10 protein-coding genes and 1 tRNA gene are annotated in these 12456 nt (G+C 39.0%); 9 read left to right on the top strand and 2 right to left on the bottom strand.

The features are described 5' to 3' along the window. Positions 1-68: 68 nt before the first annotated feature. The 5 genes from ACY2A0_RS00265 (at position 69) to ACY2A0_RS00245 (ending at position 5563) form a co-directional block, all read left to right on the top strand. Positions 69-2990 carry a DEAD/DEAH box helicase gene (locus ACY2A0_RS00265; RefSeq protein ID WP_461787634.1) on the top strand — a complete coding sequence of 974 codons (2922 nt, stop codon included), beginning with the start codon at positions 69-71 and terminating at the stop codon, positions 2988-2990. A 255-nt stretch (positions 2991-3245) separates the two neighbouring features. Next, positions 3246-3677: a cold shock domain-containing protein gene (locus ACY2A0_RS00260; protein WP_461787633.1), complete on the top strand. Its 432-nt coding sequence runs from the start codon at positions 3246-3248 to the stop codon at positions 3675-3677. A 22-nt stretch (positions 3678-3699) separates the two neighbouring features. Next, complete coding sequence (locus ACY2A0_RS00255) at positions 3700-3891, top strand: cold-shock protein (protein ID WP_461787632.1); 192 nt, start codon at positions 3700-3702, stop codon at positions 3889-3891. A gap of 326 nt (positions 3892-4217) precedes the next feature. Next, positions 4218-5393 (top strand): mannonate dehydratase, encoded by a 1176-nt coding sequence (uxuA, locus tag ACY2A0_RS00250; RefSeq protein ID WP_461787631.1) that lies wholly within the window; start codon positions 4218-4220, stop codon positions 5391-5393. Positions 5394-5489: 96 nt separating this feature from the next. Then, a tRNA-Arg gene (locus ACY2A0_RS00245) sits at positions 5490-5563 on the top strand. 128 nt (positions 5564-5691) lie between these two features. Here ACY2A0_RS00245 and ACY2A0_RS00240 read toward each other — a convergent pair. Beyond that, on the bottom strand, positions 5692-6150 hold the full coding sequence (locus ACY2A0_RS00240) for a JAB domain-containing protein (protein WP_461791198.1): 459 nt from the start codon (positions 6148-6150) through the stop codon (positions 5692-5694). Positions 6151-6530: 380 nt separating this feature from the next. Beyond that, the gene (locus ACY2A0_RS00235; protein ID WP_461791197.1) at positions 6531-7112 is read right to left on the bottom strand and encodes a hypothetical protein; all 582 of its coding nucleotides are present in this window, start codon (positions 7110-7112) and stop codon (positions 6531-6533) included. Positions 7113-7592: 480 nt separating this feature from the next. Here ACY2A0_RS00235 and ACY2A0_RS00230 point away from each other — a divergent pair, with 480 nt between their 5' ends. The 4 genes from ACY2A0_RS00230 (at position 7593) to ACY2A0_RS00215 (ending at position 12302) form a co-directional block, all read left to right on the top strand. After that, positions 7593-8072, top strand: coding sequence for a hypothetical protein (locus ACY2A0_RS00230; RefSeq protein WP_461791196.1), 480 nt, complete (start codon positions 7593-7595; stop codon positions 8070-8072). A 191-nt stretch (positions 8073-8263) separates the two neighbouring features. Further along, positions 8264-8716 carry a hypothetical protein gene (locus ACY2A0_RS00225; protein WP_461791195.1) on the top strand — a complete coding sequence of 151 codons (453 nt, stop codon included), beginning with the start codon at positions 8264-8266 and terminating at the stop codon, positions 8714-8716. A gap of 858 nt (positions 8717-9574) precedes the next feature. Next, positions 9575-10834, top strand: coding sequence for a transposase (locus ACY2A0_RS00220; protein ID WP_461791194.1), 1260 nt, complete (start codon positions 9575-9577; stop codon positions 10832-10834). 397 nt (positions 10835-11231) lie between these two features. After that, the gene (locus tag ACY2A0_RS00215) at positions 11232-12302 is read left to right on the top strand and encodes an IS110 family RNA-guided transposase (protein WP_461791193.1); all 1071 of its coding nucleotides are present in this window, start codon (positions 11232-11234) and stop codon (positions 12300-12302) included. The last annotated feature ends 154 nt before the right edge of the window (positions 12303-12456 follow it).

The raw sequence follows: 12456 nt of genomic DNA, 5'->3' as shown, positions 1-12456 counted from the left end.
CTCGTAACCCACAACCCGTAACTCACAACTCATAACCGCAACACCTCTAAAATTCCTATCTTTATGCCATGCAAAAAATGGATGATGAACTGAAAGGCAAAATAGGTTACGATAAACTATTGCCCATCATCCATGGTAACCCAAAGCTTCCATTTAAAAAGCAACATGAAGGAAAATTAGTTATCGTTTTTAGTAGGCACAGGCATTACAGACATTTGGTAATTGAGCTTTATCAGGCGCAGCAAACTAAACAAGGTAAGCTGAAAAATCCTTTACAATTGATCGATCCGCTTGAGTTAGCTTGGAAATCTGAACAGCAGGATGAAATCAAGTTTTACGCTGCAATCAGTAAATTCAAAAATCATTACCAAGAAAGTCAAACTACTTCCGATGTAGCAGCATTGAAGGCCATCGTTAAAAACCCATTTAACCTTTCCGTTTACCTGCATGATGAAAAGCTAGCGGCCACGATTACCGCAAACGCTCTACAGCAGGTGGATCTACACGTACTCAGTCCGTCAATAGAACTGAATGTTGATCGGAGAGGAGATGATTTCTTTATAAGTGGCCTATTGCATTTTGGCAATCAGACGGTAGCATTGGAAATGGCAGAAGTTCGTTTGCAGTATTTCATGTTAATGAAACAGCAGTTCCATTTCATTGCCGACCCAATATTGCTTTCATTGATCGAATTCTTTAAACACCATCGCAATCAGTTGGTATTGGATTTGGAGACTTATGAAAATTTTCAGCGTGATATTCTTGATGCGTTGGAAGAGAAAGTGAAGGTCAACTATTCTTATTTAAAGCCAGCCAGCAAACAACAAATTGTAGAGCAAGGTTTTGATTTGGATAACGAGCAGCTCATCTATCTGACCGAATCTGAAGATTTTGTTTTGCTAACGCCCGTGATGCGTTACGGTGGATTGGAAATTCCGGTCATCTCCAAAAAGCAAATCAAGGCGAAGGATAAAAAAGGGCAGGTTTTCACCTTACGGAGAGATGAAGAACGCGAACTGCAGTTCATTACCGATATAGCAAAAATGCATCCCTATTTTGCGGAACAGGCGGAGGAATTTGCCGAGCAACGCCACGCCGATTGCTTTTACCTGCACCGCAAACATTTCTTATCACCCGAGTGGTTTTTGGATGCTTTTGAAGCTTGGCGCAGTAAAGGCATCGCTATTTTAGGATTTAATGCCTTAAAGGAAAATAAGCTGAGCGAGTTTAAAGCAGAGATAGATATTAAAGTGATCAGTGGTCTCGACTGGTTTGAAACGGCCATTAGAGTGCAATTCAACAAGCAAACGGTATCGCTAAAGCACCTGCACAAATCCATTCGTAACAAAAGTAAGTTTGTGCCTTTGGATGATGGTACCATTGGCATCTTGCCAGAAGAATGGCTGTCGAAATTTGAAGCTTATTTTGCGAGTAGTGAAATTGTAGAAGATCAATTGCGTACGCCGCATATCAGCTATGCTACGGTGGAGGATTTATACGAAGATGCTTTTTTAAGCTCGGAGGTGAGAGACCGATTGCAATTGTACCGCTCAAAATTGGCTGATTTTAAGGAAATAGCAAACACCCCAGTACCTAAGCTGTTACAGACTACGCTTCGGCCATACCAGCAGGAGGGTTTAAACTGGCTTAATTTTTTGGATGAATTCAATTTTGGTGGTTGCCTTGCTGATGATATGGGATTGGGTAAAACCGTTCAGATATTGGCTTTTATTCTTTCCCAAGCCGAAAAGGGCGGGCATAATACTAACCTCATTGTAGTTCCAGCATCGCTGGTGTTCAATTGGCATCAGGAAATCAGCAAGTTTGCACCGAGTTTAAAAGTGCTAACCGTTTATGGTGCCGACAGGGCAAAGCTTGCCGCTAATTTCAATCAATATCAAATTGTGCTTACTTCTTATGGCACTTTACTCACAGATATCGCTTGGTTGAAAAACTATCGTTTTAACTACGTTTTTCTGGATGAGTCGCAAGCCATTAAAAACCCAGATGCCCAACGTTACAAAGCCGTTCGTTTATTGCAATCACGGAATAGGGTAGTGCTTACTGGAACTCCGATAGAGAACAATACTTTTGATTTGTATGGGCAACTTTCGTTCGCTTGTCCGGGCTTATTGGGCAATAGAGAGTACTTTAGGCAACAGTTTTCGGTACCTATTGACCAATTTAAAGATACCAAAAGGGCGGAGGAGCTACAGCAAAAAATTAAACCGTTTATTTTACGACGTACCAAAGCACAGGTAGCCACAGAATTGCCAGATAAAACCGAGATGGTGATTTATTGTGAAATGGCGGAGCGGCAACGTGAAATTTACAACAGTGTAAGGAACGATATCCGCGATTATTTGATGGGGCGCTCGGAAGACGAGCTGCACCGCAGTAGCATGCAGGTATTGCAGGGAATTACCAAGCTTCGGCAGGTCTGTAATTCACCAGAGTTGATCAGTAAGGAAGCCTATTATCGCAATTCCTCAGCAAAATTGGATGTATTGTTGGAACAGATTGAAGCTAAAGCGCCTTACCATAAAATTCTGGTCTTTTCGCAATTTGTGGGGATGCTCAATTTGGTGAAAGCCGAGCTAGAAGACAGAGAAATCAAATTCAGCTATTTAACTGGCCAAACTAGGAATCGCGAAGAAGTGGTCAATTCTTTTACCAAGGATGAATCACAGCGGGTATTCCTGATCAGTTTGAAAGCGGGTGGTGTAGGGCTTAACCTCACCGAAGCAGATTATGTGTATCTGATAGATCCGTGGTGGAACCCTGCTGTAGAGAACCAGGCCATTGATAGGAGTTACCGTATTGGTCAGCACAAAAATGTGATGGCGGTGCGGCTCATTTGTCCGGATACCATTGAAGAAAAGATCATGTTGATGCAGCAAAGGAAGAAAGATTTGGTGGCCGATTTAGTAAAAACAGATGCCTCTATCTTTAAATCGCTGTCCAAAGCAGATTTGTTGGGCCTGCTTTAATCAATCGCTAACACATTCGTTATTACCAATATTTTTATGTATCTTTGAAGAAATCAAGGTAGTGTCTTGCCTTTTCTGGAAGTAAAATTTCAGTCTTCGCTTTCCATTTCCCGCATTTAACATTTGTTCGGTTGGTGTTCTAGGCTAACATCAAAAGCTAACATCTTAAATATCTATAAGCAATCTCAATGAATTATCAATTGCTGATCCAATTGGTAGGAGCAGTAAATTATCAATTTTAAAAAAGGAACACGTATGGGTGAATCGTTCGCCAAAAAAGAAAGAAACAAAAACAAAGCAAAAAAGAAACAAGACAAGGCTCAAAAAATCATGGATCGTAGGCATACGGGCGGAAAATCTTCATTTGAGGATATGATTGCGTATGTTGATGAGTATGGTAACATTACAAGCGAGCCAGTAACTGCTATTAAAACGGAAATCAAATTAGAGGATATCCAGCTAGGTGCTGCTCCGGTAATACAAGAGAAAGAGCACATTGGTACAGTTACAATGTATGATGTGGTAAAAGGTTTTGGTTTTATTTTAGAAAACAAAACAGGACATAAACTGTTTGTTCATAAAACTGGACTGTTAGATACCATCAAAGAGAACGATAAAGTCACTTTTGAGCGAGAGAAAACCCCTAAGGGTTTAAGTGCAATAATGGTTCGAAAGTATAAGCAATAATCAATAATTAATAATAAATACAATGCAAGAAGGAACAGTTAAGTTTTTTAACGAAACAAAAGGGTTTGGTTTTATCACTCCATCAAACGGTGGCGAAGATATTTTTGTTCACGTAACAGGACTAAAAGATCAAATCAGAGAAAACGACCAAGTAAACTATGAAGTTGAAAAAGGTAAAAAAGGCCTAAACGCCGTTAATGTGACAATTTTATAAGCAAATAATAACAACACATTATAAATGAAAAGCTCCGTAAGGGGCTTTTTTTATTGGTTAGTTTTCAGTTTTCAGTGGGCAGTTGGCAGTTTACAGTTCACAGTTTTCAGTTCACAGTTTACAGTTTACAGTTCACAGTGGGCACATGACATACTCCATGAACTAATGCCTGACCCCTGATTCCTGACCACTAGTAACTAATAACTAACACCTAACTCCTAAAACCTAATCCCTAATCTACGCTAACGTTTCCGTAACTATTTATTGCGCTAGTTTATTGCATCAGCGGCAAATTCTGTATTATTGAGTATCCATTTATAAATAGCATGATTAATCAACAACATAAACTATTACAGACTTGGCGCTGGTACGGCCCAAATGATCCAGTGTCTTTACAAGATGTGAAACAAGCGGGCGCTAGCGGTATTGTTACTGCATTGCACCACATTCCTCATGGTGAGGTTTGGCCTTTGGAAGATATCCAAGAGCGCAAAGCGATCATCGAAGCTGCTGGACTTACGTGGAGCGTGGTTGAAAGTGTTCCAGTACATGAAGCAATTAAAACGCGTAGGGCTGATGCTGATCAATATTTAGCGAATTACAATCAATCCTTAAGAAATTTAGCGGCTTGCGGAATCAAAACTGTTTGCTATAACTTTATGCCGGTATTGGATTGGACGCGTACACAGTTGGATTTGGAGATGCCTAATGGCGCTAAAGCCTTGTACTTCAATTGGACCGACTTAGCCATTTTTGATATCTATATCTTAAAAAGACCTCATGCGGAGGCTGATTATCAAGCGAATATTCTCTCTAAAGCCAAAGCAAAATTTGAAGCCATGAGTACGGATGAGCTTGACTTGTTGCGCATCAACGTGCTAATGGGGATTCCTAACGAGAAGGAGATTGAGCTATCTACCCTAAGGGCGAGCATTGATGAATATCAGGCGATTGGTCACGAAGGTTTAAGAGCTAACTTGGCTTGGTTTTTATCTGGCATAGCCGATACTTGTACAGATTTGGGCATTAAAATGACTATCCACCCCGACGATCCACCTTATCCCATTTTAGGTTTGCCTCGTATTGCTAGCACTAAAGAAGATTTTGAGGATTTACTAGGCAGGGTAAATCAGCCTTTTAATGGGGTTTGTTTCTGTACGGGATCATTGGGAGCTGGGACAGTAAATAACATCGTTGAGATTTTTAATGTAGTAAAGGATCGAGTTTACTTTTTACACCTGCGTAATGTGGCTAAAGACGAGGAAGGAAATTTCTTTGAAGCAGATCATTTAGGTGGAGATGTAAACATGTATGAAGTGATGAAAGTAGTGACCGAGGAGAATGCCAAACGTGCTGAGCCTATACCATTTAGACCTGATCATGGACACCAAATGTTGGATGATTTGAATAAAGTGACCAACCCTGGTTATTCTGCCATTGGCAGGTTAAGGGGCTTAGCGGAATTACGTGGTTTGGAATTAGGGGTTACGGGTAACTACTAGGAAGAATAAATTTTAAAATTTTTTAGATTAATCCTGCAAGAAATTATATCTTTGCACCACCATAATGAAACGGTATCTTATTGTTTTATTATAAGGGCCTCCATAGCTCAGCTGGATAGAGCACCGGTTTTCTAAACCGTAGGTCACAGGTTCGAATCCTGTTGGGGGTACAGCGAAGGGCTTTTAGGTAACACTAGAAGCCCTTTTTATTTTCAGCTTTTAAAGGATATCTCTAGGATTTGGCGCGCATTTGGCGCGCAGTTTATAAATCTAATTAATTAAAATCACGTTAATTCCGTTATATCATTGCTTCTTCAGCCATGCTAAAGTAACCATTTTCGCTTATAATCAAGTGATCGTGCACTTCAATCTCTAACAGCTTACCAGCCAGCTTCAACTTCTCTGTTAACCTAATATCTTCACTTGATGGTCTTAGATTGCCCGATGGGTGGTTATGTGCCACCAGAATGCTCGTAGCAGTTGCTTTCAATGCTGTGGTAAATATCACTCTAGCATCCATTACTGTAGAAGCTCCACCGCCTGTAGATAGGTTGATGATACCAAGTACCCGATTGTTTCTATTTAATAATATCATCTTAGCTTGTTCAATGAAGTTGATTAGCTCCATATCCCAATTGGCTAGTAATAAATCATAAGCTTGCTTAGCGCTTGTAATCTTAGGGCGTTCTTGCGCTTTAAAATGCGGCTTGTAACTTAGTTGCACCTCAGCAACCTTGAATAGTTCTTTCTGTTCCATGTTAATGTATTTAAAATTAATAATAGAACCAGAGCAAGCTTTCTAACCAACTAAGCAAAGAAGCAACGCAATAAATGGACTGTGCGGTTGGAGTTGTGGGTTTATGGCGGAATTTCTTTAAGCGTGTTGGGGAGACAGGCTTATCTTTGAGTAATGTATTATTGGATAGATTAACTTCCTTTTTTGCCTGTCCTATTTCAACTGTCTACCTTTTAAACAGACAGGAAACGATCAACATCAAGCTATCAATTTATCCAAGATTTAATCAATTGCGTTTACTTAAGGGGGTTAGACAAATTCTTGGATGGCAATACCATTGATGAAACGAGGTAGAATTGCAGTCATTACGGGAAGAATAATATGAAGCAATTTAACAATCACTACAAATCGTCTTTAGCCTTAGCTCTAATTATGTCGCTATTTAACTTATCCATATAAATAAGACTAACTGAGCATTTATAATCCTTTTGAACGATAGTCAATTGTATATCACCTTTATCGGTTTTCCATATAGTATAATATTTACACCTGTCAAATTTAACCGCGCTCATTTTCCCATTATCATCCCTAGGCGTGTAACTATCAAACTTTTCAACTACATCTGAGGGCGTCCCGTACTTTTCGGTAAGCAATTCTTTTAGGTTAAAGTAATTACCAGAAAGTAAAGACCATGTTTCACTCTCAGGACATAATACTGCTATTTTATGTACTAAATCTTTGTCCTTTAAAGTGGAAACGCCAATATGGCAATCCTTGAAACCAGCAAAATCGCCTTTTAGTATTGCCAAGCCGTTCTCAGAGCTCACGGTTGCAAAACCACTCTGTTTCATTTTTAAAACATACTGACTTAGGCTTCCATCGATTGGAACTCCTTTAAAAACTAAATGTTCCGATACAGCTGTCTGGGCAAATGAACATGTAGTGAGTATTAATAGTAGAAGGAGTGTGATTTTAAACTTCATGGCAATGAGATTAATTCAAATGTTAAAGCTAATTTACACATTCTAACATAACTTGCAATCTAATGGTGGTTTAAATCATTTTATCAAAAGTTGACAGTTGATTTCTGCCAATTAGAATTCAAAGCGCAGCCCATTTCAGAGGAAGTGCCAAATCCGTGATTTTTAGAGGGGGTATATAGAAGCTTAAAAAAAGTGGACACTTAAGCTGATTGGGTAACAAGTTTTCCTAAACCTCACTTGTTTAAAAGGTAGGAGGTTTCCCACCTTTTATATAGTACAGATTTAAGTGATAAATCACGTGTTATTTGTTAAAGAATTAAGATTTAAAATGTTGATTATCAATTATTTAATATATTAAAAATTTATGATAAGCGACTAATTTTTCGTATCTTTACATTAGTTAAGAAGATCAGCCTCTACAGATACACTGAGTGACAAATCTGTCCTCACTTGAATCATAAACCTTTAATTATTTATAAAATGACTACAAATATCACTATAGGTATGCATATACCTGAACTAGACCTTTCAAACTTTACAATTGCCGAAACTGGTAAGATAGATATAAACAAGTATTTCAGCCAACTCGGCGACATTACATCGACAGTTAAAGATGATAACATTAAAAAAGATCTTTTCAACAGATACATATTGTTCAGACTAGAAAATATTCCAGACTTTGCAGCCGCCCACAATGAATGGTTTAATATCGCATTTGATAACACTTTTAAGTGTGAAGTGGGTAAAACATTGCGTGTTGGTGAATTCTACACAACAGAAGAGGCTAAGAAGAAAATTAAAGACCTTTATAATCACGAATTCGCTCCTCTTGAGTTCTTTAATCGAATTGCGAAGTTAACAGATTTAACGAAAAATGGTTGGTTTAAATACAAGTATTCAACTCGTATAATTAACGGCGAAAGAGTTAGAGGGGTTTGGATAATTGATTGTTTGTTTTAAAATCAATCTTCAATGATGGAGGAAGCTCAATTATCATTTCCAGACGTTAATTCGTAAGATAGTGTGTTAGTTAAACACACTACTTGCTAAATTCGCCATGAATGCCTACAAGGTAAAAAAATCAATTTAATATGTTAAAATAAGCCATCTAGATCAATTAACGCAATTACTTATCAATTAAATTAAAGAAGATGAATGCACATAACGCTTTAGGTACAAACGTATCGCAAGAACAACCACTAACCGTAGATAACAACCACATTCTAGATTCAACCCCGTACTTTAAGCGGTTAGCGAAGGTGCTGGAAGATACAAAAGATAAACAGGGCAGGATTGAAACGATACTTAATTTCAAGAACGAATTCTTAGAAAAATATAACAAGTTCTTCAATCAGTCGGTCAATGAATATATGCTCAGTGAACTTAGAAAAGCTTTTACTGTAGGACAGTTCTACGAAACAAAAGTAGTCAAGCAGAAATTGAAAAGCATTTATAATAATGAATTCACACCTGCGGAGTTTTATAAAAGAACTCCTAAAATGATTGATTTACAGAGATACAAGTGGTTTAAATTCGTTTACAAAAGTCTTCCAGATTCAGATGAGCACCTAAAAGGAATACAGATTTTAAGTTCGTTTATATAAATAGTGGTTTTTGTTATTTCCCTCAGTTGAAAAGCTGGGGGATTATTGCTTTTGTTTAAAATATGCTAATACGATTCTTCAAATAGGCAAATTTGGATTTAAATCTATCGTTCTTGCTGTCTATTGGTAAAATCCACGAATATTAAGAAGGGGTATATAATAGGTAAAAAACATGGACAGCTTAGATATCCGGTTTAGAAATATAGGTCAGCCTTGTAATTTGAATGGCGGGTAACTAATTCACCTTGTAAACAAGCAGGATTAACTTCTAATCTCTAGTGGTAAAAATAATAGGTAAAAAACCATTCTTGCCCCTTACTTTCTATAAGGTGGTATGTCTAAATTGTGTTCTTACTACATCTCTTCTGTGTTGCATTTAATCTATTTTCTTAAAAACAGAATTGTACTAACGTCAAAGTCGACATTAAATCACGATTTGCTACTTTACAGACGTGTAATCCACGAATGTTAGAAGGTGTTATATAGTGGTAACAAATTTGGTGTACGATTGAGTGGCATTTAGAATTATCATTTCAACCTGTCTGTCTATAAGGTAAGAAGTTTGTTAACTTCCAATAGTAAGCCAAAGTGTGTACTAATTAATCAAACTTCTCATTTAAGGGGGTAATTCTATTTTTGGTTACTTTTATATATTCAATAATAAAACTGATTTTAATCCCTAAAAAACGACTTTCGGCTTTGTGAAGAAGCGGATTTCGGAGCTCAAAACTGTCAACATACCACAAAAGTTGGTGCGAGGTAAAATGTTCAATTAATCACTTCACCCGCCATTGAGCCAAACGCCTGTGCTTGTTGCACAACTCTCTAAAAATAGATAAATAATTCGTATCTTCCTATATGCAAGGACGTAAGAGTTTTCATCCCCAATTGTTCTATCAGTTAAGTTTGGAAGAACTAGTTCCCTCCGACAATTACTACCGCCATTTATCATCTCAGTTAGATTTACACTTTTTGTATAAAGCAACCAAAGCTTATTACGGTAAAGAAAGACAAGAAAGTATAGATCCTGTTGTTTTTTTTAAGATACTGCTAGTGGCTTATCTCAACAACATCAATAGCGATAGAGCGCTATTACGTTATTGTGCCGACAGTTTAAGCATTCGTTTATTTTTAGGTTACGATTTGCAGGAAGAGCTGCCATGGCACAGTACCATCAGTCGCACCCGTCAACTATATGGCCAAGAGGTATTTTTAAGCCTGTTTCAAGAAGTGCTTCGCCAATGCGTACGTAAAGGGATGGTAAGGGGCAAGCGCCAATGTGTAGATAGTGCTTTTATTAAGGCCAATGCCAGTATGGATAGTTTGCTAGAAAAAGAAATAGTAGCTGACGCCTCGGCATTTGTGGATGAGCTGGAAGCTAATAGCCAATACAAGGTAACCAGTGCCCGTAAAAAGATGGTAGAGCGGCACCACCAATGGAAACAGGAGGAGTATAAAGGGATGCCTGGGCATGTTGATAGTGCCCGTTTAGATGAAGAAGGCAAAGAGATACGCCCTAAATACCTGAGCAACCATACCCATTATAGCCCCACCGATCCCGATGCAAAGATATCGACCAAGCCCGGCAAACCCCGCCAATTGAACTATGCTGGGCAGTTGGCCGTTGATGATGCCCAGCATGTAATTACCGGGGCATGCGCCAGTACGGCAGGCAGTAAGGACAGCGCTATTTTCTCGGATATCATGGAGCAAACGATAGCTAACCTAGCGGATAACGAACTTGAAATAGACCAGGTGATTGCCGATGCTGGTTACAGCAGTGGAGAGAGTTTGCAGTATTGCCAAGACCACCAAATAGATGCCTGGATACCCAACTTCGGGCAATACAGGCCAGAGCGAGTAGGCTTTATCTATAACCAAGAAAAAAACCAATACGAATGCATACAGGCAGGAGGTAATGGTGCTATTTTGCCATACAAAAGCACCCATACCGATAGCAAGGGCTACCAGAAGAAAACTTACCGCAGCAGTGAGAGCGATTGTAAGCAATGCCCACTTAGGGAACAATGTTGCGGCAAGATAAGTAAGTTTAAAAAGCTAGATGAAAGCATCCATAATTCCACTTTTCTGAATTTAAGGTGTCTGCAAATCCAATAGCATTGCCTAAAAAGTTTTCAACTTTGGAACGTGTTTCACTGTCAGGAAGTAATTTTTCAAAAACTCGTTTTGCGTCTTGGGAACTATTTCGGTCAATTTTTGCCATTTATTTTCGGTGTCGTCTTTTATAATGAGCCATAACGGTTCGGGGCTTTGCGAGGGAGAGGATTAGAAAGCACAAACTTTCAATTTAGCACCAACGTAGCAAAACCATTTTTTTATTTGCTAATTTACACTTTTCAAGCAAATAAAAAATGGTTTTTGCGGAATAGAAGCACAAAAGTTGAATTTAGCACTTAACCCGCTCTCTTGCAAAGCACCCATGTAAAAGCAGCAATCCTGTTCCATCCAAAAAAGATGTAGTCTAACGTTAATTAGCTACCAAAACAATTGAAATATGGCAACAGAAATTACTGCTTTACCGAAGTTATACATTGGTATCGACATTCACAAGAAAAGCTGGTCGGTTCATATCCGAAGTGATATTAGCGACCACAAAAGTTTCACCGTTCCGGCAGACCCTTCAGTGGTTTATGATTACGTTGAGCGGAACTTTCCCGGTTACGATATAGCGCTCACCTACGAGGCTGGTTGTTGTGGTTTTAGTGCGGCACGTTATTTTATGCAGATGGGCTGGGATGTAACGGTTGTAAACCCAGCAGATGTGCCCACCAGCAACAAGCAATATTACCAGAAGACCGATAAACTTGATTGCCGTAACCTGAGCAGGCAACTATCGTTGGGCGAACTGAAGGCTATTCATATTCCAACTGATTGGGAAGACGAACTAAAAAGTCTTTTAAGGCATCGGGCTGCCATTACCCGCCAGCTTCGGTCGGCTAAAACACACATCAAGAGCTTGCTGCTTTATCAGGGCATAAAAATTCCCGAGGCCCATGACAATCCCAATTGGACCAAGTCGTTTATCGAATGGCTTAAGCACATCGAATGGCGTTCTGCTACAGGCCAGCAATGCCTAAACAGTAAGTTGCGTGTTTACGAGTTTATCTATGGCGAATATCTGGAACTGGCCAACCAGCTACGTTCACATTGCCGTAAACACCATAAACAGGATTATTATCTGCTTAAAAGTATTCCGGGTATTGGCGGTTATTTGGCCAGTGCCTTAATTGCCGAACTGGGCGATATTAGGCGGTTTGGCAACGAGGCAAGTTTTGCGAGCTACATTGGACTGGTACCGATGATGCGCAATAGCGGAGGTACAGAGAATGTGTTTGGGGTAACCCCACGTTGCCGAGGTTTGCTACGTAGTTATATTATAGAAGCTGCTTGGGTTGCCCTGCGGCTAGATCCACAGATGCAGTCCTATTACCGTACACATATTGGCAAGAACCCAAAAAGTATTGTAGTTAAGATTGCCAGAAAATTATTGAACCGTATCCTGTCGGTTATCAAAACAGGGAAACCTTATCAGATCAATCACCAAAAACCACAGGCTATGGCATAAAAAGGATATATATATAGAAAACATAATTGTTAAAAGCTCATCAAAAAACAAAATCCAGACTACAAAACATGGGTTGTGAAGCTTGATGCTTTCACACCGCAAAGCAGGTAGCTGTATTTAAAATCAATACAACCATACGGGTGCAGGTGGTGTT

This window comes from Pedobacter sp. (genome assembly GCF_965249885.1).
In the GTDB taxonomy this organism is placed as follows: Bacteria; Bacteroidota; Bacteroidia; order Sphingobacteriales; family Sphingobacteriaceae; genus Pedobacter.
Note: the sequence above shows the minus strand (reverse complement) of the source record. Positions and strands in the feature narration are given on the sequence as shown.

What these genes read in the sequence shown, in the direction of transcription:
- ACY2A0_RS00215 (WP_461791193.1), top strand. Translation starts at nt 11,232, where the DNA reads ATGGCAACAGAAATTACTGCTTTACCGAAGTTATACATTGGTATCGAC.
- ACY2A0_RS00265 (WP_461787634.1), top strand. Translation starts at nt 69, where the DNA reads ATGCAAAAAATGGATGATGAACTGAAAGGCAAAATAGGTTACGATAAA.
- ACY2A0_RS00240 (WP_461791198.1), bottom strand. Translation starts at nt 6,150, where the DNA reads ATGGAACAGAAAGAACTATTCAAGGTTGCTGAGGTGCAACTAAGTTAC.
- ACY2A0_RS00235 (WP_461791197.1), bottom strand. Translation starts at nt 7,112, where the DNA reads ATGAAGTTTAAAATCACACTCCTTCTACTATTAATACTCACTACATGT.
- ACY2A0_RS00255 (WP_461787632.1), top strand. Translation starts at nt 3,700, where the DNA reads ATGCAAGAAGGAACAGTTAAGTTTTTTAACGAAACAAAAGGGTTTGGT.
- ACY2A0_RS00225 (WP_461791195.1), top strand. Translation starts at nt 8,264, where the DNA reads ATGAATGCACATAACGCTTTAGGTACAAACGTATCGCAAGAACAACCA.
- uxuA (WP_461787631.1), top strand. Translation starts at nt 4,218, where the DNA reads ATGATTAATCAACAACATAAACTATTACAGACTTGGCGCTGGTACGGC.
- ACY2A0_RS00230 (WP_461791196.1), top strand. Translation starts at nt 7,593, where the DNA reads ATGACTACAAATATCACTATAGGTATGCATATACCTGAACTAGACCTT.
- ACY2A0_RS00220 (WP_461791194.1), top strand. Translation starts at nt 9,575, where the DNA reads ATGCAAGGACGTAAGAGTTTTCATCCCCAATTGTTCTATCAGTTAAGT.
- ACY2A0_RS00260 (WP_461787633.1), top strand. Translation starts at nt 3,246, where the DNA reads ATGGGTGAATCGTTCGCCAAAAAAGAAAGAAACAAAAACAAAGCAAAA.